Genomic DNA, 24,336 nt, shown 5'->3' with positions numbered 1-24,336 from the left:
CTCAGTTACTATCACAATGACGCATTCCCAAAAAACGCAACTCACCATTGAAGCTGGACGTGCAGAGCGCCAGTATTGGCAAGATCTATGGCGTTACCGTGAGCTATTTTACTTCCTAGCTTGGCGTGATATTTTAGTACGCTATAAGCAAACAATAATCGGAATGGCGTGGGCACTAATTCGTCCTCTTGTAACTATGATAGTGCTGACGGTCGTTTTCAGTAGTTTGGCAAAATTGCCCTCAGGAAATTCTCCTTACCCAATTCTAGTTTTCTCTGGAATACTGCCTTGGCAGTTGTTTTCTAACTCGCTTGCTATGTGCAGTGGTAGTTTAGTTGGCAACTCAAATTTGATTTCTAAAGTATACTTTCCTCGATTAATTATACCCATCAGCGCGATCGCTGTTTCCCTTGTAGATTTTATGATCTCTGGCATCATCCTCCTAGGGCTGATGGCTTGGTATAACTATGTACCTACTTGGCGCATTCTTACTTTGCCACTCTTTATCTTGATTGCGCTGGCAACTTCAATGGGAGCAGGACTTTGGTTAGCCTCCTTAAATGTCAAATACCGAGATTTCCAACAACTTGTCCCATTTATTGTGCAATTTGGTTTATATATTTCGCCCGTCGGTTTTAGTAGCAATGTTGTCCCTGAACAGTGGAAGTTGATTTACTCGCTGAATCCTATCGTTGGCGTCATTAATGGATTTCGTTGGGCAATTTTAAGCGAAGAAACACAGCTTTATATTCCTGGATTTTTGCTCTCTCTAGGATTGGTTGCCTTTCTGCTAGCAACAGGCGTTTGGCACTTTCGTAAAGTAGAACGAAAATTTGTTGATTTAATTTAGAGCGGATTCAATTGGTAGGAGTAAGAAGATTTAGAGTAGGAATCAAGTATGTCTGACACCGTAATTCAGGTTAGAAATTTAGGAAAAGAGTACACAATTAAGCATCAAGGAGCAACTCGTTACAACACCTTGCGGGACATTCTCACGGCAGGTACCAAGGCGTTCTTTAACAATTCTACTCGCGAGAAATTTTGGTCGCTACGAGATGTTTCTTTTGACATTCGCCAGGGCGATCGCGTGGGCATTATTGGTCGCAACGGTGCAGGTAAATCGACCCTGCTCAAAATGTTGAGCCGCATCGTTGAACCTACGACTGGCAAGATTCAGATCAAAGGGCGTGTTTCTAGTCTTTTGGAAGTGGGAACTGGTTTTCACCCAGAACTCACGGGACGAGAAAATATTTTCTTGAACGGCGCTATTCTAGGCATGAGCAAGGTAGAAATTAGAAGCAAGTTTGACGAGATTATTGAATTTTCAGAAGTTGAAAAGTTTCTTGATACTCCTGTAAAACGCTATTCGTCTGGAATGTATGTCCGTTTGGCGTTTGCGATCGCGGCTCATTTGGAACCTGAAGTTCTTATTGTTGACGAAGTATTAGCGGTCGGAGATGCTAAGTTTCGAGAGAAATGCCTTGGAAAAATGAAGCGTGTGGGAGAAGAAGGAAGAACTATCCTCTTTGTTAGCCATCAGATGGGAATGCTAGCTCAACTTTGTAATCATGCATTAATGCTTGACCAAGGGAAGCTGGTTCGGCAAGGCGCAACCCAAGATGTAATTGCCCACTATATGGATAGCTTGGGCTATGGCAACGATAGTACTTATTCTGCTTCTATTGAGAAAACAAAAGATAAACCTGTTTATCTCTCGGAAATTCAAACAGTAAACGAGGAAGGTATGCCTACTGCTGATTTTGGGCATACCGATCAGATTACATTGAAGATCAAAGGTGCTTTCAATCGATATGTTGAGAATATTATGCTCTCTGTTTCGGTCAAAGATCGATTAGAACGCAGAGTTTTTACAAATCGAATTCACCTAGATCAATGGGATATCTCTGAGCATACCAGCAGTTTCACGGCTACCATGAAAATCCCAACAGACTTTCTCATGCCAGGCAAATATCTTTTCATGGTTTTACTTAGCGTTCCAAAAGTAGAAATCATTGACTTGGTTGATCATGTTTGTCCGCTTGTAATTACCGATCTTGGTTCCGAAGCTGCAATGTTTGAGGGAAAAGATATAGGCTGCGTTTTTGCAAAGTGTGAGTGGCTAGTTAAGCCTGAAGTGATGAGTTATCGATAGACCGATCTAATTGACTGTAAGCCCCACAGAGTAAGTTTGGTTGCGTTGAAACTTAGCACTATTACGAGGAGCATTCATTGCTAGGAATAATGATAAACGCTGGAAATGATGATAAACAGTATATGGATCTTTACTGAGCAACTTAATCTAGTTATTAGTGAACAATATAGCTTTGATAAAGTTGCTTTGGTAAATAATTGCGATCGCGCTGGAACAAAGTTTTAATGTGGGTAGTTTCTTCATATGAAAAAGTAACTCAAAAAGCTGTGGGGCAGAATAGCTAATGAGATTGGCTAAACGTTAGGAGTGAATAGTTAGCATGAAATGTGTTTCGGAGCTTTATAACCTTCACGTTGATCAAGATATCTATGTGATTGGCACAGGTGCAAGTTTGAGGGTATTTCCAACTGATTTTCTGGAAAATAAAATCACGATCGGCTTAAACATGGCTTGGAAAAGCCTTCCTGTACGGTATGGCATTACCATCCATCCCGATTTGAATGTTCCGGAATTCATGCATAACGAGAAACCCCGTCCAGAAATCACATGGATCACTAAGTACAACAAAACCAAAGGTTTAGTGTCGCCAGAGCAACTGACATATGCTGAAGAGTATTTCTACTTCTTTGAATCCTACGGAGGTGAAAATACTCAAGCGCCTGGTCAGCCTAGTGATACAGGGCGTGTCTTAGATTGGGTGCGTCAGCCAACAGACGATCGTCTCTACATGTGGTCTTCTATTTCGCAGGCTGGCGTCAACTTAGCAGCCAACTTAGGAGCTAAAAATATTATCTTAGTCGGTTGCGATAATTGCGCTCTAGGAGGCAATTTTTATGCTCATAAACAGCACGTCCAGTGGGTAGGAGCCAAACCAAACCATCGCTATCAACAATACTACGATGGGTTAGCAGAAATTCGTCCGGTGCTAAAAGAGCGTGGCATCAATTTAATTAGCCTTAGCCCTTTCTTGAGCTTGGCTCATCTCGAAGAAGATTTTGAGCGGCTTTGCACAGAGTTGGGGCAACCAAAGCTAGTGAAAACAACGGCAGACATCTCAAAAAAAATACCTGCGAAAGAGTACCTGAAGTATTACCTCAATCAATTCAAGAAAGTTGTCAAAAACCGCTTAACTAGCGAAGTGTAAACTGTCGAATGTAGTAAGGTGAGATACTCATGATTACTTTTCTAACCTTTCATGTAGAAAAGGAAAGAGGTGATGCTGTTAACGTTGTTAAGCAGAATGCGGCACCTAAAAATATTTATCATCAATTGATAGATCTAGTATTTCGCTCAGCGTGCCTTTTTCATCCTAAATGTAAAAAAGTGATGCTATCAGACCAAACGACGACCTTTGATTATTTGGATAGAGACATCGAGGTTTATCGAACGAAAACTGATACAGATAGTATCCCTTTGATGCTAAATCGGCTGCTCACTCAAATTAGCTATGTGCGATATAATAACTCGCATTCTAATCTCACTTTCTTAGACTCTGATATTTTGATCAATGCAAATCTAGAAGCAGTCTTTCAGCAAGATTTTGATATTGCGCTGACCTATAGAGAACTTGAAGATATGCCCATTAATTGGGGAGTTATGTTCATTTCTAAAAAAGGTCAACGTAAAGCCATAGGATTTCTAGAAAAAGTCGCGAATATTTATCGAGAAAAATATTTAACGAGCAATATCTTTTGGTGTGATCAATATGCTTTGATCGATGCAATTGGGCGAGAACATTTTTTCAAACGCCAGTCAAATGTTCTCTGTGTAGAAAACACTAAAATTCTTTTAGTTCCTTGTGAAACCTATAATTTTTCTCCTGAACCAACGCTTAACTCGATTGTTCCTGAACTAAAAAATAGGAAAATCATTCATTTTAAGGGACCTCGCAAGCAACTGATGCCAATTTACTGGAACACCTATCTTAAAGCGCGGCAGCATTCAAGCATTGCTCAAAGTCTTCGATTATGGTTCAATCAAACTAAGTTAAAACTGAGGCTTGAACAAGAACGCTTCGTTCCACGAGTCTTGTTTCTTTCCTCGAATCTACGAAGAAATGCTAAAGATATATTGAAACCGAAGTCGAGTGTTTGAAAATGGTTTTATGTTTTTAGCTTTATCTTTTTAGCTGAGCAGTCAGGATTGCATCTGAAGCACGCTAGCCGTTTTAGTTGGTACTGTGACCTATGCATTCACCTGTAATATTACAACCATTCACGAATCGTTCTCTTCTCAACTCGTTTGATACTCAAGCTTTTCTAGATCGTGAACCCTATCCTTGGCACAATCTTGAAGGCTTTCTGACACCCGACGGATTTGAAGCCCTCAATCGAGATTTTCCAGCCTTAGAACTTTTTGAGCAACATTCAGGTATTGAGCGCGGTTATGGGCAGCGCCCACACAATCGTTACTACCTTGCTTACGAAAGCTCAATCTATCACGACAGTACCAGCAAAGGGATCGTGAAACACGAGGAACTTCCGCTCGTTTGGCAGCAGTTTATGACCGACTTAGAAACAAACTCTGATTACCACAAACTGATTCGATCGCTATTTTGCGTCGCTAAATACACGGTTCGCTATGCTTGGCACATTGGCTTTGCAGGCTGCGAAGTTTCACCTCATGTGGATTCCCCAGACAAAATTGGAACTCACATTTTGTACTTTAATACTCATGAAACCTGGAAGCCAGAATGGGGCGGGTCAACATTGATTTTGGGAGATAAGCGAACCGATAAATTGAACCCTGATGTTTCGGATTTTGGCGCGGTTGAGTCAGCTAACATCCTCGACAATCGCAGTTTCTTGTTTAAGAATACGCCTGATGGTTGGCATGGAGTTGAACCTTTAACGTGTCCAGAAGGGGCATATCGGCGGTTGTTTAACATTATCTTCGAGTTTCCCAAAGTGCAGCCGCTGCCGAGTGCCCGCTTACGATCGCTGATGAAAAAAGTCGTTCATCGATAACAAGCTTATGCAAACAAACTCTGTCGAACCTATTCGGATCTTTATTGGATCGAGCCTCAAAAACTCGGTAGAAGAAGCGGTGATGCGGTATACCCTGCAAAAATATACTCGCGCTCCATTAGATATTCACGTCATTGATGGCATCACCGGCGTGTCAAAAAACCTCGAAACAGGTGAAACGAAAGCGCTCCCCGCCGGAATTGCCGAGACTATTCCAGAGGCAACTGCCTTTTCCTATGCACGTTGGGCAATCCCAGAATGGTGTGACCATCAAGGTCGAGCGCTTTACTTTGATTCTGACCAACTTGCGATCGCAGATATTGCTGAACTCTGGAACTATGATTTAGCTGGAGGAATGCTGGCTGCGGTTCAAATTAAGCAAGTGAAATGCCATCAATACTACATTGATCATTTTTTAGAGCCTTTGATCCAGGCAGATGAAATCCTCCATCTCTCTAGCGTGATGGTGATAGACTGCGAAAAGATTCCCTGGAACATCAGTCAACTTGTCGAACTGATGGGTCAAAATGCATTTTCCTCGACAAGTTTGATGAATTTAGGTGAGCAATTTAGGCAATATTTTAATTGCCAAGTCACACCATTGCCACGGGAATGGAATCACCTAAACTGCATCGCTCGAGATTCCAAACTGGTTCACTTTACCGATTTGACCGACCAACCCTGGCGATTTGATCACAATGATATTAGTAATTTGTGGGAGCGGTACTATCTAGAAGCGATCGATGCCAATTTTATACCGCAAGAAACCCTGGATATCGCTTTCGCAAAGAAAGGAATTCTCCCTCGTATCAAAGCGTTGGGTGAAATGCCTAAACCGATTCGTCGTCCGGTTAATTGGGTGTGGCGAACTTGGAATGGGACAACATTTGAACTCAATCGCTGGCTAGATCACCAACGGGAACGGCTCAAATTTGGCTGGTGTCGGCTCACTCAGTGGACAAGTATTCGCACCTGATGTCTTTAGACTTTCCACCATTGTCGGATTCGTTAGTTGCAGATCGCGATCGCTTGGCTTGGAACGCCATCTGCAACTGGTCGAAGCATACCCAAACTAACCCAATCGACGATGGAATTGACTACGCAGAACTGACCCGTTGTTTTCTGTGGGATAAGGTGGCACGGGCAATTCGTCGCCAATCAAATCCCCAGCAGTTTGAGTTTGAGCAGGCTTTACTGGATCGCCGATCACAAATTTTTCCCCTCGTTCGACATCCAAATCGGCTCAAATCTTGGCTGAAGCGATCGCTAACCTTTCTACAAACGTCGCAAGACGCGCGATCGCTTCCTGCCGGAAAGATTCTCTATGTTCCTTGCCCCCATCCCACCTTGCAAACGGCAGTAAGTGCGATTGCTCGATCATTTACAGTTGTGACGCCACAAGGAGGCTTCAAGGATGTTTTAGGATTGCACCCCATTCGCCCACCTTTGCCTTCAGATTTACCGAACGTTGAGCACGTTGAATCGCTCCATCACGGAATTGTTACCGGATTACAAGAACTTGGCATTGAACTGATTGAACAAGACGCGATCGCGCTGCGTCACCAAATTGCTCAACTGCTACTCCGAACTGGGCAAATTGAAGCTGAACTCTCAATTCTTCGTCCTGATGCCATTCTGTTGTTTGCTGACAATCACTTTCCGGTTCAGAGCTATGTCTTTGTTGCACGCAAAAAAGGTATTCCGACCATCATGTTGCAGCACGGTTTAGATTGTGAACATTATTGCTTAGATGAGGCGTATGCCGATGTGATTAGTGTTTGGGGAACATCGCGCCTTCAACGTTACCAAGATCAATCAACCTGGAAGCCTACAATTCAAGTCAACGGAAACCCGGATTATGATCGCTTAACCCTACCAGAAAATTTGGATTTTTCTGGCTCTTATTGGCTTTGGGCAACTCGCCCCCACTGTCCCGAAAAGTGCTATAGTCCCTCGCGCACTCCCCAAGAAGGTATCCAAATTTTAGAAGCATTGCTCACTGCATTGGCACAATCTCCAAATTCCCGCCTCGTGATTAAACCTCATCCAATGGATGATTTAGCTCTCTATCAGAGTTACATTGAAAGCCATTCAGTGGAGGATCGCGTTTCAATCGTAAGTGAGTCGGTGCGATCGCTGTTTCCAGATGCCAGTGTTGTGATTTCGGAAGATTCTACGATCGGGCTAGAAGCAATGTTCTTTGGTAAAGTCCTCATTCACGCGCATTTTGCTCCCTCTGAGCCTGTGATACCGCTTGTTCAATACAATGCAGCCCTTGTAGGGTATTCCTCTAAACTGCTTCAAACGGCTCTCCAAGAAGTTGATCACCTGAGCGAAGCTCAACAGCAACAGCTTTTTTCTGGACAGCGCCGATTTTTACAAGAGTATGCAGGCATCTGCGATGGACAGGCTCAGAAGCGAGTGACTGCCATGATTCAAACTGTGCTGGAACCATAAGAACATCAATAATAGGCATGCTTCATCCAAATTTTACCGCTGGCTGCGACTTTTGAGATAGGAACCAGTTGAGTCCGCTTTCTTCTGATATGAGAAACTGCAAGTTTTTTCACGCCGTGAAACTTCGGTTCAGAAGCTCCAGCAAGATCCTTAAAAATCATCACACAACTAAACTATGAAGATTGATCAAAGCAAATCCAATGGTTCAGTTCTCAGCTATATGCCCCAGCTTGATGGCTTACGATCATTTGCTATATTTGGGGTTTTGATAACGCACTATCTACAGCCTGATGATCCACTGCGTTCAGGATTTCCTTGGGGCTGGTTAGGGGTTCGACTATTCTTTGTGCTGAGCGGTTTTCTGATCACCGGAATTCTCATCTCTTGCCGCCAGAAAGTGGATAACGAACTAATCTCTCCCTGGAAGATCATTCAGAATTTTTACGTTCGCCGATGCCTTCGCCTTTTCCCAATTTACTATCTGTATCTGGCTTTAGTAGTGCTCATTTACCCACAGACTCGGAGCTATATTGTCGCATTTATCTTTTATGGTCAAAACTTTTTGTTTGCGGCTCAACCTGAAACATTCACTACAATAATCAGCCTGACATCGCATCTCTGGGCGCTAGCAGTCGAAGCGCAGTTCTATTTGATATTGCCGTGGCTAGTCATCTTTTTACCCAAAAGATGGTTGGTTCCAATGCTTTTGGCGATGATTCTGGCTGCTCCGGTTCTGCGCCTTACTTTAATAGCCTATGGTTATACTGTTCATCAAGTCAACATGATGACACCTTCTCACTTTGACACGCTCTGCATGGGTGGTTTGCTCAGTGCATTGATGGCTTCTGGTCGATCCGGTCTCCCTCTGGTTAAGAAGCTTATGTCGATCGGGCTTTGGATTGGCATACCTTTATTACTCGCTTACATCGTCGGACGATGGTTCGGTCTTGATAGCCGAATTTCAATTGTGTTTGCAGAAAGTGGAGCAGGCTTAGTTTTCGTGTGGCTAATCAAACAGGCTTCGGAAGGGATCAAAGGCTTTCCAGGTTCTGTCCTAAACCAAAAATTTCTCGCCTATTGTGGAACGGTCAGTTACGGTTTATACATATTCCACTTTGAGGTTCTTTACGTATTTCAGAAGCATTTACTGTCGGGATTCAATGTAACCTCAATAAATAACAGCCGCATCCTTCTGCCAATTTATACGATTGCTGCGATCGCGGTTGCTGCAATCTTCTGGGAGGTAGTTGAAAAACCAATGAATCGGCGCAAACGTCACTTTTCACTAAAATAAGTTCCGTTTTAGTCCAGGAAGTGCGTAACGACGACAGATTCACCTCTACACCAGATTGCCTACTAGCTTGACTAATCTCATGCTAAAACATCTGGCTCCACAGACTTTGCTAGATGCCAAGTGTTACAAGGTTTTCCCGAACTTGCCAACAGTGTCATGAAAAAAATTGCCTTTATTGGAATCAACGATACTTCTCCCTGGGGAGGCAGCGAGGAACTTTGGGCACAAACTGCAATTCACTTGGCAAAAATAGGTTATAGCATTGGTGTGAATGTCAAAGGTTGGAGAACTAAGCCAAAGCAGATTCAAGCTGTAGAAGCCGTCTGTTCAACGACCTACCGCTGGTACGATCGTAACTTGGTCGAAAAGCTAACGTTTATGGCACAGCGCGGAAAAAACGTCTATCGTTGGCTCGATCGCTTTCGTCCCGATTTAGCTGTGATTAGTCAGTCTTGTAACAATGATGGGCTGTTTTGGATGGAAGCTTGCTCAGCAAGAAGCATTCCCTATGTCACGATCGCGCAGTCGGGATCAGAATATTATTGGTATTCCGATGCTTTGAATCAGCGATTAGCGATCGCTTATACTCAAGCAAAAAAATCCTATTTTGTGTCTCAAAGAACACTTGAACTGACGGTGAAACAAATCGCCGCAGACTTGCCTCAAGCTGAGGTGGTCAGAAATCCTTTCAATGTCTCCTACAACGCAGTGCCACCCTGGAAACCAACCGATAAGGAATTTAAACTCGCCTGTGTTGGTCGCATCAACCTTGTGAGCAAAGGGCAAGATATTCTGTTTGAAGTCTTGCGAGCACCAAAGTGGAAAAATCGTCCGCTCACGGTCACTCTATTTGGAGATGGAGGTCATATCGAAACCCTAAAGCGGCTGCAACAACTGTGGGGTCTCCAGAATATTAGATTTGGGCAATTCAACTCCAATATTGAGGAAATTTGGGCAACTCATCACGGGTTGATTTTGCCTTCCCGATACGAAGGATTACCGCTGGTTATTGTAGAAGCAATGTTGTGTAGCCGAACTTGCATTGTCACCGATGTTGCAGGAAACACGGAGCTTGTGGATGACAACATCAATGGATTTGTTGCAAAAGCGCCTACTCCAGAGTTTTTGGATGAAGCCTTAGAGCGAGCTTGGCAACAGCGAGAATCTTGGTACGACATGGGAAAAGCTGCATCTAATAAAGTTCGGCAGATAATTCCCCCTGACCCGATCGCAGTTTTTGCCCAAAAACTCGAAACGTTACTCTAAAATTGAGACCGTTTTTTCCTTACGCACTTTCACTGTAAAATTCCGGACAAAGGTTTATTTCTTCACTGCCATTCTACGTAGATTGAGCTTTTTTGGTGATCTATCCATTCTCCCTGACTGGCAGCTAGAGGTTTGAATGTAGGAGAGGTAATTGAATGGCTGTAATCTTGTCTGGAATCGAACTTTGACGGTCGCCTTGACCTCAATTCCTCCTCTATACTTTTTCCACAAATGCGACTTGAGGAGATTGTGATAGATGACGTGTGCCTGCTTAGTCGAGCACACAAACAGTTTTACAACCTAATTATTTCCTCTCTAACCTATATTTTTGAAGGCTCCAATCATGCAATTGATTCACGCAGAGCTTCATTGGTCTCATGTCCGATCGCTGCTGCAACTCGAAGCAGATGCGATCGCTAGAACCGCTCAACAACTTGATCCCGAAGCGGTGGATCACGCCGTGAACTTACTTCTAACCTGTCATGGAAAGGTGGTGCTGTCTGGTGTTGGTAAGTCAGGAATTGTTGCTCAGAAAATCGCAGCAACCTTGAACAGTATCGGAACAATAGCAGTATTTTTACATCCTTGCGATGCGCTACATGGAGACTTAGGAATTGTAAACTCTGCTGATGTAGGTCTAATTCTCAGCAACAGTGGTGAGACGGATGAGTTGATTCAGATGATGCCGCATCTCAAGCATCGGAATGTTCCTACGATCGCAATTCTAGGAAATTTGAATTCAACCTTGGCTCAGCAGGCTACGGTCACCCTCGATGCATCAGTTGATCGGGAAGCTTGCCCCCTAAACTTAGCACCTACCACAAGTACAACAGTAGCATTAGCGATCGGGGATGCATTAGCCATGAGTTTGATGCAACTGAAGCAAATTACACCCGAAGAGTTTGCCTTCAATCATCCTGCCGGACGGTTGGGCAAACGCCTCACGATCACCGTAAAGGATCTGCTGCATCCAGCCAGCCCCACCCTGGCACCCAATGCCTCCTGGTTAGAAGTGTTAGGTGCAATCAGTCAAGGAGGACTCGGCGCGGTCACGATTGTCAATGACCAAGGCTACCTGTTGGGGTTGATTACCGATGGCGACTTGCGACGCTGCATACAAAAGTTAGATTTAGCCGAATTAGCGACGTTAGCGGCGGCACAAGTGATGACGCCAAACCCAATTCTGATCACCGCTGAAGCGCTGGCTTACGATGCTTTGAAGCTGATGGAGGAGCGGTCTTCGCAGATTTCGGTGTTGCCTGTGGTGGATGATGAGCAACGGTGTTTAGGCTTGATTCGGCTTCATGATATTGTGCGGAGTGGTTTGTAATGGTGAAAATTTTGGCGGTGATTCCAGCCCGTTATGGGTCTCAGCGCTTACCCGGAAAAGTGTTGCTTCACATTGGCGATCGACCTATGGTGCAATGGGTGTACGAAGCAGCGATGCAATGCCCAGCATTTTCTAAAGTTGTTGTTGCAACTGATCATGAAGACGTTGCTGCTTGCGTCCGTGGCTTTGGGGGAAGAGTGGAAATGACATCGAGCAGCCATGAAACCGGAACTGATCGTGTTGCAGAAGTGGCAAATCGCTATCCAGATATGGATGTGGTAGTGAATGTTCAAGGAGATCAACCTTTCGTGACATCAGAGATGCTACTGAAGTTAGTCCAGCCTTATCTGGAAGGGGAAACACCCGAAATGACGACTTTAGCCACTCCTTTAGATCACAATCTAGGATATAGCGATCCAAATGTTGTGAAAGTATTGTGCGATCGCAATCATCACGCTTTGTATTTTTCTCGAGCGTCGATTCCTTATTTTCGTAATCCGGAAACGGTTCCGGTGTATCACCATCTAGGGCTATATGCCTTTCGTCGAGATTTCTTGACAAGCTATGCTCAACTTGCCTCTACCCCGTTTGAACAATGCGAAGCGCTAGAACAATTGCGCGTTTTAGAACATGGTTTTAAGATCCGGGTCTGTTATTCTGAGAAAATGGTTTTGGAAGTCAATACATCTGAAGATCTTGATGCTGCAAAAGCATTAGTAGTTTATTGATAAAAATGGCAATTCCAATCATCACAATCCATTACGGGTATGCTCCTTATTTGCTTCATGTGCTGGCGCAAGCAAAAGCAACCAATCCGCGCTCGACTGTGATTTTAATAGGAGATTCTAGAAATGCGATGATCAGCTTTGTGAGCCATCAAAAAGCATCAGATTACTTTGAAGAAGCGCGCCAATTCGAGCAATTGTATCGAGATAAGCACGCAAGCCCTAATTCTTATGAGTACGAATTAATTTGCTTTCAAAGATGGTTTATTCTCAAAGAGTTTATGGAGAAAAACCAAATTGAACGAGCAATGCACATCGATTCGGATTTAATGCTTTATACGGATATAACAGAGGAGGTTAAAAAATTTGGAGACTGCGAATTTACAATTCAAAAACAGGGATGCGGACATAATTCGTTTGTTACTCTTTCTGGAATTCGCAAATTTTGTAATTTAATACGGGATACTTATTCTGATCTAGCTTTGTTTGCCATCATTCAAGAGCAGCAAAAAGAGCGTGAGGAAAAGCGCGTAGGTTTGTCCATCATGCAAATCGGCGGAATCTCTGATATGAGTCTATTGCGGCGATTTTACCAAATCAATTCAGACAATATTCATTCCACCGCTGAGATCGTAGAAGGTGCAGTTTTCGATCTCAAAATGGATTCATCCAGTGGTGGTTTTGAGATGGAGAATGGCTTGAAGAAAATTCAGTGGTTTGATCGGCAGCCTTTCTGTAAAAATCTAGAATTAAATCAATTAATTCGGTTCAATTCGCTGCATTTTCAGGGAAGTACTAAACAATTTATCAGTCGCTATTTTACGGGTAATCAATTTCAAATTCTTTATCATAAGATCAAGATTAGACTACTGTGGAAACTTAACCTAATTCAGCTATGACCTCTATTCAAGTAACAGATACTCTTTCAATCGGAGATCACTCTCCTTTGGCGCTGATCGGTGGGCCTTGTGTAATTGAGTCAGAAGACTTCACACTTAAAATGGCGGACGAGATTAAGCAAGTCTGCGATCGCTTATCTATCCCCTTTATTTTCAAATCTTCATTCGACAAAGCCAATCGCACCTCGATCACCTCCTTTCGTGGTCAAGCGATCGAGGATGGCTTAGAGATTCTTCAGAAAGTAAAAGACAAGATCGGCGTTCCCGTTCTCACTGACATTCACGAAAGTTCTCAAGCTGCGATCGCGGCGGAAGTCGTAGACATCCTACAAATCCCCGCGTTTCTCTGTCGGCAAACCGATTTACTCATGGCAGCCGCAGAAACGGGACGAACGGTGAATGTCAAGAAAGGGCAATTTCTCGCGCCGTGGGACATGAAAAACGTGGTTCGCAAACTTGAAACGAGCGGCGCAAGAAACATTCTGTTGACGGAGCGGGGCACGAGTTTTGGGTATAACGCTCTGGTGGTGGACTTTCGAGCGTTGCCGCAGATGCGTGAATTTGGCTACCCGATCGTGTTTGATGCAACGCACAGTGTTCAAATGCCCGGAGGTCAAGGAGACAAATCGGGTGGACAGCGGCACTTTGTTCCGTACTTAGCAAAAGCAGCGGCAGCCGTTGGCATCGATGCCTTGTTTATGGAGGTGCACGAAGATCCCGACAATGCCCCCAGTGATGGACCCAACATGATCCCATTGGCGCAGTTAGAAGCAGTATTAAAGCCAATTCTGCGAGTCCGGGATAGTTTAGCGGGTTCTGACTAATGGCACCACTTTCTCAGGCAGAATTTGAGGCACGCTTGGCCGGAGTTCGTTTACTCGCGCTTGATGTGGATGGCGTTCTCACCGACGGAGGGCTGTACTACACCGAAACAGGTGAGGAATTGAAGAAATTCAATGTTAAAGACGGTTTAGGCATTCAGCGGGCTATGAGTTGCGGCGTTGAAGTTGCGATTTTTTCGGCTGGTTCATCTCCTGCAACTTTGCATCGCGCCAAACGTTTAGGAATTCACCATGTTTACATTGGCGTTCCTGATAAGTTGGTAGCACTCAAACAGTTGTGTCAGACATTAAATTTACCTCTCGATTGTGTGGCTTACATGGGAGATGATCTAGTTGATCTTCCTGCGATGCAGAGCGTTGGTGTTCCGATTACAGTAGCAGATGCGATGCCTGAAAATCAGGCTGTTGCGATGTACATCACTCAAAAAGCAGGGGGGCAAGGGGCTGTTCGTGAAATCTGTGATCTGATCGCAAAATATCATTCGTCCTCTACTGATCATGCTGATGCGCGTTCTCCATATCAATCAATCTGATCATTTCGGTGGGGCTGCGATCGCAGGACATAACTTACATCAAGGCTTGCTGAAGCGAGGAGTGGAGTCTCATCTGTTAGTTGGTCGGGCGGAAACGCCCAACGAGCGAGTTGCCCAGATTGCTAAAGCATCTCAGAACGAAAAACGATTGTCTCTCTTAACTCAGCGACTCGGATTCAACCACATTCACCTGCTTTCGACCGCTCAGCTTAAATACCACTCGTTCTATCGATCGGCTGATCTGCTAAACTTTCACAACTTGCATACAGGCTACTTCAACTACCTGGCGATCGCTGAACTAGTTCAAACGAAACCTGCTGTTGTGACGATGCACGATATGTGGTGGCTGACTGGGCATTGCGCGTTTAGCTATGGCTGCGATCGCTGGAAAATTGGCTGTGGAAACTGTCCAGATCTCAGCATCTTTCCGCCCGTTCGCCGAGATAGTACTCATTGGGAATGGAAGCTGAAAGATTGGGTCTACGATCGAGCAAAACTCACGTTTATTGCACCAAGCCGATGGCTTGTAGATTTAACGAATCAACGCTTCCTTAACCGGTTTCCCGTCTACTACATTCCGAATGGAATTGATATAGAAACTTACCAACCAATTGAAATGGCGAAGTGCCGGGATCACCTAAACATTCCGCAGCATAAGAAGGTTTTGCTGTTTGTTGCCCATAATTTGCAAGAGCGGCGGAAGGGAGGCGATTTGGTTTTAGCGGCGTTACAGCGCTTACCCGCATCGCTCAAAGCAGAGATTGTGATGTTGACGCTAGGAGAAGGAGATCCAACGCTGGCTGAGAAAGTTGGGATTCAGGCGATGAATCTTGGCTATGTGAGAGATGATGCCCTTAAAGCGATCGCGTATTCTGCCTCCGATTTGCTTGTGTTTCCGACTCGTGCAGATAATCTGCCACTTGTTTTGCAGGAAAGCTTGGCTTGTGGAACCCCAATGGTTTCGTGCGATGTTGGCGGTGTTTCTGATCTGATTCGTCCGGGTATTACAGGATATCTTGCGAAATCAGAGGATATTGATGATCTAAGCAATGGGATCAAAACCTTACTCGACGATGAAGCACTTCGTCAGAAGATGCGAGAAAGCTGCCGCGCGATCGCGCTGGAAGAATATTCTCTGCATTTGCAAGCTCAACGCTATGCCGATTTATATCATCAGATTTTGCAGAACTAACTCAGATTAGAGCCTGAATCTATGACCGATATGATTTCTCTTAGCAAAACGTCTGCGTTTGCGATTCCATCCAAACGTTATTTATTGGATTCTCTGAAATTCGTCTGTCTACAGGGAGCAGGTAAAGTTCCGTCGCAGTGGATGAGAGCCTGGATTTACACAAACGTCTATGGATTAAAGATGGGAGCAAGTTCCGTCATCTACAACAGTTGCCAGATTAGAGACGCACACAAAATTACCATTGGTGAAAATAGTAGTATTGGAGATCAGTGCGTTTTGGATGGGCGATCGGGGTTAACTATTGGAAACTCAGTCAATTTGTCTACCGGAGCTTGGATTTGGACGGCTCAGCACGATCCGAATGATCCAAACTTTGGCGGTGTTGGGGCACCTGTTGTGATTGAAGATTATGCCTGGGTTAGTTCTAGGACGACGATTTTGCCTGGAGTCACGATTGGACGCGGAGCAGTTGTTGCGGCTGGGGCAGTGGTAACCCAATCGGTTGCACCGTTTGAGATTGTGGGCGGCGTTCCAGCGAAGAAAATCGGCGATCGCAACCGAAATCTATCCTATGAATTAGGGTCGTGCGTTGCATTTTGGTAAGACATCGATACCGTTTGTTGTGCAGTCAGTGAGACAGATTATGAGCCTAGCAAAAACGCTCATTCGTAACCTACCCGGAGTTCAAGGTCTACACTCTTTTCTAAAAGAGGTGCAACACTTTCAGCAGTACTCTCACTCTCCATTTTTACGCCTACACCCGCCAGGACATTTTTACTCTCCTATTCCCAGCCCGGATATTTTAGAAGGCACTGAGATCTTTAACAAGAACTGTCAAGAAATCTTGGGAGTTGATCTAAAAGAACAAGAGCAGCTTTCACTGCTTCACGAGTTTGCGACTTACTATAATGAGCTACCTTTTACTAAAGAGAAGAATTCATCCTGTCGATACTACTTTGATAATCAATATTTCCGTCATTCAGATGGGATTATTTTGTATTCGATGCTGCGCCACTTCAAGCCTAAAAGAGTCATCGAAATTGGCTCAGGCTTCTCTTCGGCAGTGATGTTGGATACGAATGATGCTTTCTTTGATCAGTCAGTTCAGTTCACCTTTATTGAGCCGTATCCCGAACGGTTGTATAGTTTATTGAACGAATCTGATCAGCAAAAACAAACAGTGATTGTAGATTCAATTCAGAAGGTTGATTTACAGCTTTTTGAGACTTTAGAATCTAGTGATATTTTATTTATTGACTCGTCTCATGTTGTAAAAGTTGGAAGTGATGTCGCGCACATTATTTTTGAAATTTTGCCTCGACTTAAACCAGGCGTGATTATCCACTTTCACGATATCTTCTACTCTTTTGAGTATCCTGAAAGTTGGATAAAAATGGGATTTGCTTGGAATGAAGCTTATGTTTTACGAGCATTTCTACAGTTTAATCCTGCGTTTCATATTCTGTATTTCAATTCACTCATTGGTCAAGTTTATCTAAATGAACTAGAGCAAAATTTGCCATTGTGCTTAGAAAATACGGGAGGAAGTATCTGGATTCGCAAAGTACTGTAATGGTTAGTAGGAATTGCTTTATATGATTAGCGTCATCACTCCGGTGTACAATGGAGAGCGATTTATTGAGTCTTGCATTCAGAGCGTCATCCAACAGAATTGTGATGATGTAGAGCATCTTATTGTTGATGGTGGGTCTCGCGATCGCACTATTGAAATTGTCCAACACTATGCCCAAACTCATTCTCACATTCGGTGGATCTCAGAAAAAGATCAGGGGCAATCTGATGCAATGAATAAAGGAATATCAACAGCAAAGGGAGAAATCGTAGGTTTTCTGAATGTTGATGATTACTATGAACCGGATGTTCTCAACCGCGTTTTAGATGTGTTTCAATCGCTGCCAAAACCCAGTTTTGTCACAGGAAATTGTAATGTTTGGAATGATGCAGGTGACTTAAAAAAATTTAATCGTCCGGTAAAGCTCAAGCTGACGGACTTGTTGCTGGGAGCAGAAATCAATCCTCCTCCGATTAATCCGTCTGCTTACTTCTATCACAAGTGTTTGCATCAAACGATCGGGCTATACAAGCTAGATGAACACTATGCAATGGATATTGATTTCATTTTTAGAGCCGTTCAAGTTGCTCACACAAAGCATGTGGATCAAACGTGGGGAAACTATCGTGAAATTGAAGGAACGAAGACAATTGTAGATTGGCGATCGGGCGAAGGATCGCGGCGAGCAGAAGCCTTGTTAAAAACTTATCGAAATCAACTCCCTCTCCTTTCGCAATTTCAAATCGCACTGCTCTACTTCTTGCTTAATACGCCTATGAGGTTGACTAAGTGGACAAAGCGGAGAGTGGGTCGAGTATTGCGCGTTTTGCCTAAACTCTCGCAAGCCTAGCACTATTCCATTGCTCACCCATTTGAGGCAGTACAGGATGCAAATTGGCTACTTACATATTGGGTCTCCTGAGCATGGAATCGCTCGCTATGGACGCCTATTAGCATCCGAGGCACGGCGGCGGTCAAATCTCTCTATTATTGAAGCAGAGGTGGTGTTGACAGGCGATCGTACCCGCGATTGTGCCTCTTTGGTTCGCGCTGCTCAAACTTTAGGATCTGCTAACGTTGTTCATTTTCAATACAATCGCTCAATTTGGGGAGATGGTTGGACTCAATTAAGGCATCTTGACACCTTTATGCGGCGCTGCCCTTGTCCGCTCGTGGTTACCTTGCACGATATTTTTTATCCCCCATCGAGCGTAACTCTAGCCCAACGCTATTTTTCTAAAGCGTCTGATTCGATCCGTTTGCGAGATTTAGGGAAAGCAGTTCTACGCGATCGCCTGTCGCCCCAGATTCTAGCTTTGCAACACATCATGGCGCGATCGCGCCTTGCCTTTGTCTGCACTCAGGAAGAAGCGAGACGACTGAGCGATCGCGCCTTGATGCAAACCGTTCAGGTGATTCCGCATTTTGTAGAAACGCGATCGATTCAAATCACTCGATCAGAGGCGCGTCAAGCTTTGGGGTTAGCAGACAATACGGTAATCACATTGCTGGGATTTATTTACAGTGGTAAAGGTCATCAACTGTTAGTCCAAGCGTTGGCGCAGTTGCCGCCCACCGTCAGAGTCGTGTTTGCTGGAGGCGTCAGTTCAGGACATGAAGCGTTTTATCAGGACTTAATGGCACTGGCAGAGAAAGAGGGAGTGCGCGATCGCATCCGAGTCACGGGTTATCTATCGGAGTCGGAGTTGGAACAGTATTTAGTCGCGACCGATCTAGCGGTCTGTCCGTTCCGACAAACCTCTGCTTCTGGTTCACTCTCAACCTGGATTTCGGTGGCGCGCCCAATTCTCGCCTCCAACATTCCTCAAGTCGCGGAATACAACGAGTTAAAGCCAGGTGCGATTAAAACTTTTGATTCCTACACCGTTGAGGCGTTAACAACAGCGATTCAAAATTTGATTCCTCTATGCAACGAGTCCGATGATCCGAAGGTGTTATTTCTGAGTCAGCATCTCTCTATATCATCCGTGTTCGATCAGCATTTACAGAGTTACGGCTCGGTGTTAGCAAAATCTCTTCAAACTGCTTGAATCAGATTCTCACTATTACTGGCATTTTGTACAAAATTCATTAGCGATCGCGATCAATCCTATGAAACTTACTCCTAGCCAATACGACGTTTGTAGCAAGCGTTCTTATCTGAATCCAAGCGATATGCAGTTTATGTTAGAGACCTTAAAAGAGTGAAAATTGAGGCTAAATTGAACTTTAAATGAACATACTAGTTGACACCTTCTTTACAACCGATCCCAACGGACATGGCGGTAATCATCGGACAGCGCAAATTGCTGAACTGATTAAGAAGGCGAGCATTGATATTTCCCCCTTCGATCGCACCCTACTTACCACTCGCTTTAGCCGCTACTTAGCAGGCATCAACGCTATTCTCAATCCCAAGACGCTTCGATTCATCACAAAATATCGGCTAAAGGTGGGTTATTCCCCGGTTGCGTTAGCGTTTTGTGGATTTCAACGGCAGCTTTATCAAACTAGATTGCGACAGCATAGCGGAAGCAAACTTTTGCTGTGGGAAGCGACTAAAAATTATGTTGCGCCTTATGTTGCTAGTGATGTTGGCTTTCGGGTTGTTGCGATGCCCCACAATCTAGAGTCACTAGTGCCAAAGCAAGACGCTTTCTTTGAAGGGTTTGAGACCGAAGTGAGCGCGTTGGCAAAGGCGAATGTCGTGTTTTGTATTTCTCGCGAAGAGGAGTGGTTGCTGAGAACAAAAGGAATTAATGCTCATTATTTGCCCTACTACCCTCCCGAACCTGTGCTTGAGCGGCTCTTAAACATTCGCGACGCGCGATCCCATGCTGAGAAACGCCGATTTTTGATTCTAGGAAACGCCAACAATCCGCCGACCGAGCAGGGCATGATCGAACAACTCCAGTGGTTAACCAATGTGAGAAAAGCGTTCGAGTTTCAGGTCGATATTGTGGGCTTTGGAACAGAACGATTAAGCACACATGTCAATCTCGCCGACTTTAAAGTACATGGCTCAGTGTCCCCTGAAACGTTAAATGATTTTTTGATTCATGCCCAAGCCGCTTTAATTCATCAAACGCCAACGTCTGGTGCATTAACTCGAATCCCGGAATTCCTCGTTGCAGGAATTCCGATGATTGCTAACAGCAACGCCTGTAGAAGCACAGATGAATATGCTGGAGTATATCGGTATGACGACTGGTTGGAGTTGGCAGATTTGATGGGTCAGCCCTTACCAGTGCCAGATCTGTTGCCTCGCCCAATCGCGGCAGAGAAACGCTTCATCGATTGCCTAAAAGAGCTTGCGAGTTAAATAGGCGAGCGTATTTATACATCTCAAAGTAGTTCAAATATTCCCGGTAATTAATCATGAATGTCCTTGTAACAGGTTCCAATGGGTTGATTGGTTCAGAAGCAGTAGAGTATTACGATCGCCAAGGGCATTATGTGGTGGGCGTTGACAACAATATGCGGGCTGAGTTTTTTGGTGCTCAGGGCGATACCACTTGGAATCTTCAGCGTCTGAAATCTAGGACTCAGAACTTTGAGCCGTACAGCATTGATATTCGCGATCGCACCGCTCTCTTCAATCTTTTTAAGACCCAATCCTTTGATTTAATTATCCACTGCGCGGCTCAACCCTCCCACGACAAAGCCTGCCAAATTCCCCTGCTCGATTTTGAAGTCAATGCATTGGGCACTGTGAATTTACTCGAAGCAACTCGCCTTCATTGTCCCGATGCTATTTTCATTCACATGAGCACCAATAAAGTGTATGGCGATGCGCCTAACGAAGTGCCCCGCGTAGAATTGGAGAAACGGTATGACTACGCTAACGCAGATGATCACTTTGGTATTGCAGAAACCTGCCGAATCGATCGCTGTTTGCATTCGCTCTTTGGTGCATCCAAGGCGGCGGCTGACATTGTTGCTCAAGAATACGGTCGCTATTTTGACATGAAGGTTGGAATTTTTCGGGGTGGTTGTTTAACCGGACCGTCTCATTCGGGGGTTGAACTGCATGGGTTCCTGTCTTACCTCGTCAAAGTGGCGGTAACGGGAGGCACATACAAGGTGTTTGGCTACAAAGGCAAGCAGGTGCGAGACAACATCCACAGCTATGACGTGATTCAGGCGTTTGAGGCATTTCGGCGCAATCCTAGACCAGGAGAGGTGTACAACTTAGGCGGTGGTCGAGAAAACAGTATTTCGATTCTGGAAACCTTCGATTTGGTTGAAAAATTGACCGGACGCACCGTGAATTGGGTGTATGTAGATCAAAATCGCATTGGAGATCACATTTGCTATATTTCTGATTTGCGTAAGCTCAAACGTGATTTTCCAGAATGGGATATTACACGCAGCATTACCGATATTTTGCAGGAGATCATTGTCGCAGAGGGAGCGAAATATGCCACTGCTTGATCAAGGGGTGGATTCTACGATACAAACCGCTAGCGATCGCTGCATTGTTGTGTTTGATCTAGCGTCTAGCGGGCATCATCCGGTTTATATTCAGCATCTGGTGAGCCATTGGCGGCAAAACCATCTGCCAGGGACGCTTCAGATTGTGGTGTCGCCTGAGTTCATCAATCGCCATCCCAAGGTTGTTTCACTGGCGCTAGAGACTGCCCAAAGCCAGATTCAGTTTACTGCGATTACTGCCGAGGAGTATGCTCACTATCAGAGCCAGACCTCTCTAATTTCTCGCTCGTTTGCTGAATGGAATTTGTTCTGTCGGTATGCGAGCCAACTGCAAGCAACCTATGGATTGCTGATGTATTTCGACAGTTTGCAGGTTCCGCTTTTGTTGGGTAAAAAGCCTCCGTGTCCAGTTGGGGGCATCTATTTTAGACCCACCTTTCATTACAGTGAGTTTGCCAATTACAAGCCCGCTCATACCGATAGAATCCGTCAGTGGCGTCAAAAATTGCTGCTGCGCCTGATTTTACGCAAGCCGGAGGTGGATACACTGTTCTGTCTCGATCCATTTGTTGTGAAACAAATCGAGCAATTTGGCGAGCCTGTTAGGGTCGTGCCGTTAGCAGATCCGGTACAACTGCACATGTGCGATCGCACGGTTGCTGAGCAGTTACGGCAGGAATTAGGAATTGGGCGCGATCGCACCGTTTTTCTGATGCTAGGCGAGTTAAGTGCCCGTAAAGGAATGCATCAGGTGTTTGAGGCAATTTCTGCCCTGCCCTCAGCCGCACGTCAGCGAGTTTGTTTGGTGCTAGCCGGAGCAATTTGTGTATCAGAACGAGCAGAAATTGAAGCCGGTATCCAGCAGGTTTCTCAATCGGCGACGCAGATCATTGTTTGCGATCGCTATATTCGTGAGCCACAGCCGTTTTTTGAGATGGCTGATGTTGTGTTAGCACCCTATCAACGCCATGTCGGCATGAGTTCGATTTTGGTGCATGCCGCTGCCGTGCAGAAGCCGGTTATCGCCTCAGATTTTGGTCTCATGGGAGAGCTTGTCCGTCGATATCAGCTTGGGCTGGCGGTTGATGCAGAGAAACCAGGTGCGATCGCGCAGAGCATTTTAGAGGCACTTGATGGTCTAGATAGGCAATGCGATCGTCAAAAGATGGAACATTTTGTCAACCAAAATTTGGCTGAGAACTTTGTTAAAACCCTCAGTGATCAATTACTGAACCAGACTCAAACGCGCTAAAAGTTATCCCTTGTCTACAGCGATTTATCAATAAGTTATGAAACCAAAATCAAAATGGTCTGCTATTCTTTTAGGTGCCTATGTTCATGGTCTAACGCTCTATTTTACACTTTCAAGTTTAGTTGGAGTTCGCTCTAATGTTTTGACTGGAATTTTTCAAGTAGCTCTTATTTCAATACCATTCTTGTTTATTATTACTGATAAAAAACCTAAACAAAATCTATTTCGTATTGGAGTGATTGATATACTATATATTGCTTTCGTAGCAATGTTTCTCTACGATTTAATCTTCCCTTCTCCAACTACAGTGTTTCCAGAAAACTTGGCAATTTACTTTAGCGTTTATTGGTTTGCACTAGTACTTGCCCGAAGCCTCACTTTTAGCCAATTTAAAGTTTTTTGCTACGCATCTAATGCAACTGCTTCAGTTACATCACTGGTTCTTTTCGCTCAAGTTATGAGTGGCAGTGCCATGTTAGTTGATAACGGAAATCGACTAGCAGCAGGCTCATCGGGCAATCCGATTTTGGTTGGCTATACAGGCGCTTTTGCCTTTTTATCTGGTTTGATTTTGTGGATAACTGGAAAAACATCTACTAGGGCAATTTGGCTGCTCATTAGTATTCCTGGATTTTTTGTCTGCACCTTGTCTGGAACTCGTAGCGCAACGCTATCTATGCTGGCGAGTGCCTTTCTGCTGGGTGTCTATGTTCTTTATATTTTGCTGAGTTCTAATAAAGCCTCGTCTACCTTTTTCGCAAATACTGTTTTAGCCGCTGGGATCTTCCTGTCCGGTTTGATCATTTTAGATCCCGTCATGGCAATTATGTCACCGGAAAAACGCTCTGATGAACCCTCTCTTCTCGCGTCTGCCATTGAAAATGGAATTAGCAGGATTGATATTCTATTTCGAGTGGCGAGCGGAGGAAGAGGAGACATGTCTATTGATGGAAGACAAGCAATATATCAATACGCATGGGAGTTATTTCTAAAGAATCCTATTTGGGGAAATGGTCTTTATTCCAGCGGCTCTGCACACAATGCTTTCCTACAAGTTGCGACTGAGTTTGGAGTGTTTGGGATTCTAACATTTACGGTGCCACTTCTTTGTTTAAGCTATCAATTTTTCAAGGTAATTGGGTTAAGTATGGTTCAGCTTGATCAACGAAGATCTCTTCGGCATCCACTACGGCTTCTCAAGAGTGATTACGCAACTATGACAGGGTTTAGTATTATCTTTTTTATCCAAGCTCTGTGCTTGTTTTCATTTCATGGTGATCCTTACAGAAACTATCTTCCCTTGTGTTCAATTGGGGTACTTATTGCATTTGTCAGATTGAGTAAGCGAGAAATTCAAGAGAATCTTCAGTCTAGTTAATGGGATTGAATGAGAAAGCTTTATCAAGAAAATTAAAACAATA

At 44.4% G+C, this 24,336-nt stretch carries 23 protein-coding genes; all 23 read left to right on the top strand.

Annotated features, from left to right (window positions below; all coding sequences use genetic code 11):
• The first annotated feature begins 16 nt into the window (after positions 1–16).
• The 23 genes from GS601_RS15930 to GS601_RS15820 all read left to right on the top strand — a co-directional run bounded on the left by GS601_RS15930 (position 17) and on the right by GS601_RS15820 (position 24,293).
• Positions 17–850: an ABC transporter permease gene (locus GS601_RS15930; RefSeq protein WP_162424276.1), complete on the top strand. Its 834-nt coding sequence runs from the start codon at positions 17–19 to the stop codon at positions 848–850.
• Between the two features lie 48 nt (positions 851–898).
• Complete coding sequence (locus GS601_RS15925; RefSeq protein WP_162424275.1) at positions 899–2,152, top strand: ABC transporter ATP-binding protein; 1,254 nt, start codon at positions 899–901, stop codon at positions 2,150–2,152.
• A gap of 319 nt (positions 2,153–2,471) precedes the next feature.
• Positions 2,472–3,296 (top strand): motility associated factor glycosyltransferase family protein, encoded by an 825-nt coding sequence (locus GS601_RS15920; protein WP_162424274.1) that lies wholly within the window; start codon positions 2,472–2,474, stop codon positions 3,294–3,296.
• A 29-nt stretch (positions 3,297–3,325) separates the two neighbouring features.
• Positions 3,326–4,246, top strand: a complete 921-nt coding sequence (locus GS601_RS15915) for a glycosyltransferase family protein (protein ID WP_162424273.1) — start codon at positions 3,326–3,328, stop codon at positions 4,244–4,246.
• Between the two features lie 92 nt (positions 4,247–4,338).
• Positions 4,339–5,118, top strand: a complete 780-nt coding sequence (locus tag GS601_RS15910; protein WP_162424272.1) for a 2OG-Fe(II) oxygenase — start codon at positions 4,339–4,341, stop codon at positions 5,116–5,118.
• A 7-nt stretch (positions 5,119–5,125) separates the two neighbouring features.
• A complete protein-coding gene (locus GS601_RS15905) occupies positions 5,126–6,094 on the top strand; it encodes a glycosyltransferase (RefSeq protein WP_162424271.1) in 969 nt (322 codons plus the stop codon).
• Positions 6,094–7,575, top strand: coding sequence for a capsular polysaccharide export protein, LipB/KpsS family (locus tag GS601_RS15900; protein ID WP_162424270.1), 1,482 nt, complete (start codon positions 6,094–6,096; stop codon positions 7,573–7,575). Before GS601_RS15905 ends, GS601_RS15900 begins: the two co-directional genes overlap by 1 nt.
• A 175-nt stretch (positions 7,576–7,750) precedes the next feature.
• Complete coding sequence (locus GS601_RS15895) at positions 7,751–8,869, top strand: acyltransferase family protein (protein WP_162424269.1); 1,119 nt, start codon at positions 7,751–7,753, stop codon at positions 8,867–8,869.
• Positions 8,870–9,025: 156 nt separating this feature from the next.
• On the top strand, positions 9,026–10,135 hold the full coding sequence (locus tag GS601_RS15890) for a glycosyltransferase family 4 protein (RefSeq protein WP_162424319.1): 1,110 nt from the start codon (positions 9,026–9,028) through the stop codon (positions 10,133–10,135).
• Positions 10,136–10,478: 343 nt separating this feature from the next.
• Positions 10,479–11,465, top strand: a complete 987-nt coding sequence (locus tag GS601_RS15885) for a KpsF/GutQ family sugar-phosphate isomerase (protein WP_162424268.1) — start codon at positions 10,479–10,481, stop codon at positions 11,463–11,465.
• Positions 11,465–12,193: a 3-deoxy-manno-octulosonate cytidylyltransferase gene (gene kdsB, locus GS601_RS15880; RefSeq protein WP_202925134.1), complete on the top strand. Its 729-nt coding sequence runs from the start codon at positions 11,465–11,467 to the stop codon at positions 12,191–12,193. Before GS601_RS15885 ends, kdsB begins: the two co-directional genes overlap by 1 nt.
• Before the next feature lie 5 nt (positions 12,194–12,198).
• Entirely contained in the window at positions 12,199–13,089 is an 891-nt protein-coding gene (locus GS601_RS15875) for a hypothetical protein (protein WP_162424267.1), read from the top strand.
• Positions 13,086–13,913 carry a 3-deoxy-8-phosphooctulonate synthase gene (kdsA, locus tag GS601_RS15870; RefSeq protein ID WP_162424266.1) on the top strand — a complete coding sequence of 276 codons (828 nt, stop codon included), beginning with the start codon at positions 13,086–13,088 and terminating at the stop codon, positions 13,911–13,913. Before GS601_RS15875 ends, kdsA begins: the two co-directional genes overlap by 4 nt.
• Positions 13,913–14,464, top strand: a complete 552-nt coding sequence (locus GS601_RS15865; RefSeq protein ID WP_162424265.1) for a KdsC family phosphatase — start codon at positions 13,913–13,915, stop codon at positions 14,462–14,464. Before kdsA ends, GS601_RS15865 begins: the two co-directional genes overlap by 1 nt.
• Positions 14,430–15,656 carry a glycosyltransferase family 4 protein gene (locus GS601_RS15860; RefSeq protein WP_338017053.1) on the top strand — a complete coding sequence of 409 codons (1,227 nt, stop codon included), beginning with the start codon at positions 14,430–14,432 and terminating at the stop codon, positions 15,654–15,656. Before GS601_RS15865 ends, GS601_RS15860 begins: the two co-directional genes overlap by 35 nt.
• Positions 15,657–15,677: 21 nt before the next feature.
• On the top strand, positions 15,678–16,259 hold the full coding sequence (locus tag GS601_RS15855) for an acyltransferase (protein WP_202925133.1): 582 nt from the start codon (positions 15,678–15,680) through the stop codon (positions 16,257–16,259).
• A gap of 40 nt (positions 16,260–16,299) precedes the next feature.
• The gene (locus tag GS601_RS15850) at positions 16,300–17,229 is read left to right on the top strand and encodes a class I SAM-dependent methyltransferase (RefSeq protein WP_162424264.1); all 930 of its coding nucleotides are present in this window, start codon (positions 16,300–16,302) and stop codon (positions 17,227–17,229) included.
• Between the two features lie 22 nt (positions 17,230–17,251).
• A complete protein-coding gene (locus GS601_RS15845; RefSeq protein WP_162424263.1) occupies positions 17,252–18,079 on the top strand; it encodes a glycosyltransferase family 2 protein in 828 nt (275 codons plus the stop codon).
• A gap of 37 nt (positions 18,080–18,116) precedes the next feature.
• Positions 18,117–19,280, top strand: coding sequence for a glycosyltransferase (locus tag GS601_RS15840; RefSeq protein ID WP_162424262.1), 1,164 nt, complete (start codon positions 18,117–18,119; stop codon positions 19,278–19,280).
• Positions 19,281–19,462: 182 nt separating this feature from the next.
• Positions 19,463–20,551: a glycosyltransferase family protein gene (locus GS601_RS15835; RefSeq protein ID WP_162424261.1), complete on the top strand. Its 1,089-nt coding sequence runs from the start codon at positions 19,463–19,465 to the stop codon at positions 20,549–20,551.
• Between the two features lie 56 nt (positions 20,552–20,607).
• Entirely contained in the window at positions 20,608–21,663 is a 1,056-nt protein-coding gene (locus tag GS601_RS15830) for an NAD-dependent epimerase/dehydratase family protein (RefSeq protein ID WP_162424260.1), read from the top strand.
• Positions 21,650–22,915 carry a glycosyltransferase gene (locus tag GS601_RS15825; protein ID WP_162424259.1) on the top strand — a complete coding sequence of 422 codons (1,266 nt, stop codon included), beginning with the start codon at positions 21,650–21,652 and terminating at the stop codon, positions 22,913–22,915. The genes GS601_RS15830 and GS601_RS15825 overlap by 14 nt, the downstream gene beginning before the upstream one ends.
• 37 nt (positions 22,916–22,952) lie before the next feature.
• Entirely contained in the window at positions 22,953–24,293 is a 1,341-nt protein-coding gene (locus GS601_RS15820; RefSeq protein ID WP_162424258.1) for an O-antigen ligase family protein, read from the top strand.
• Positions 24,294–24,336 lie beyond the last annotated feature (43 nt).

This window comes from Myxacorys almedinensis A, assembly GCF_010091945.1.
Classification (GTDB): Bacteria; Cyanobacteriota; Cyanobacteriia; order Leptolyngbyales; family Leptolyngbyaceae; genus Myxacorys; species Myxacorys almedinensis.
The sequence above is the reverse complement of the archived record's forward strand: the minus strand, read 5'-3'. Positions and strand labels throughout refer to the sequence as shown.

Coding starts and splice junctions, on each gene's coding strand:
- GS601_RS15830 (WP_162424260.1), top strand. CDS start 20,608: ATGAATGTCCTTGTAACAGGTTCCAATGGGTTGATTGGTTCAGAAGCA.
- kdsB (WP_202925134.1), top strand. CDS start 11,465: ATGGTGAAAATTTTGGCGGTGATTCCAGCCCGTTATGGGTCTCAGCGC.
- GS601_RS15835 (WP_162424261.1), top strand. CDS start 19,463: ATGAACATACTAGTTGACACCTTCTTTACAACCGATCCCAACGGACAT.
- GS601_RS15845 (WP_162424263.1), top strand. CDS start 17,252: ATGATTAGCGTCATCACTCCGGTGTACAATGGAGAGCGATTTATTGAG.
- GS601_RS15890 (WP_162424319.1), top strand. CDS start 9,026: ATGAAAAAAATTGCCTTTATTGGAATCAACGATACTTCTCCCTGGGGA.
- GS601_RS15920 (WP_162424274.1), top strand. CDS start 2,472: ATGAAATGTGTTTCGGAGCTTTATAACCTTCACGTTGATCAAGATATC.
- GS601_RS15825 (WP_162424259.1), top strand. CDS start 21,650: ATGCCACTGCTTGATCAAGGGGTGGATTCTACGATACAAACCGCTAGC.
- GS601_RS15925 (WP_162424275.1), top strand. CDS start 899: ATGTCTGACACCGTAATTCAGGTTAGAAATTTAGGAAAAGAGTACACA.
- kdsA (WP_162424266.1), top strand. CDS start 13,086: ATGACCTCTATTCAAGTAACAGATACTCTTTCAATCGGAGATCACTCT.
- GS601_RS15820 (WP_162424258.1), top strand. CDS start 22,953: ATGAAACCAAAATCAAAATGGTCTGCTATTCTTTTAGGTGCCTATGTT.
- GS601_RS15930 (WP_162424276.1), top strand. CDS start 17: ATGACGCATTCCCAAAAAACGCAACTCACCATTGAAGCTGGACGTGCA.
- GS601_RS15915 (WP_162424273.1), top strand. CDS start 3,326: ATGATTACTTTTCTAACCTTTCATGTAGAAAAGGAAAGAGGTGATGCT.
- GS601_RS15895 (WP_162424269.1), top strand. CDS start 7,751: ATGAAGATTGATCAAAGCAAATCCAATGGTTCAGTTCTCAGCTATATG.
- GS601_RS15900 (WP_162424270.1), top strand. CDS start 6,094: ATGTCTTTAGACTTTCCACCATTGTCGGATTCGTTAGTTGCAGATCGC.
- GS601_RS15850 (WP_162424264.1), top strand. CDS start 16,300: ATGAGCCTAGCAAAAACGCTCATTCGTAACCTACCCGGAGTTCAAGGT.
- GS601_RS15855 (WP_202925133.1), top strand. CDS start 15,678: ATGACCGATATGATTTCTCTTAGCAAAACGTCTGCGTTTGCGATTCCA.
- GS601_RS15910 (WP_162424272.1), top strand. CDS start 4,339: ATGCATTCACCTGTAATATTACAACCATTCACGAATCGTTCTCTTCTC.
- GS601_RS15905 (WP_162424271.1), top strand. CDS start 5,126: ATGCAAACAAACTCTGTCGAACCTATTCGGATCTTTATTGGATCGAGC.
- GS601_RS15885 (WP_162424268.1), top strand. CDS start 10,479: ATGCAATTGATTCACGCAGAGCTTCATTGGTCTCATGTCCGATCGCTG.
- GS601_RS15865 (WP_162424265.1), top strand. CDS start 13,913: ATGGCACCACTTTCTCAGGCAGAATTTGAGGCACGCTTGGCCGGAGTT.
- GS601_RS15860 (WP_338017053.1), top strand. CDS start 14,430: ATGCTGATGCGCGTTCTCCATATCAATCAATCTGATCATTTCGGTGGG.
- GS601_RS15875 (WP_162424267.1), top strand. CDS start 12,199: ATGGCAATTCCAATCATCACAATCCATTACGGGTATGCTCCTTATTTG.
- GS601_RS15840 (WP_162424262.1), top strand. CDS start 18,117: ATGCAAATTGGCTACTTACATATTGGGTCTCCTGAGCATGGAATCGCT.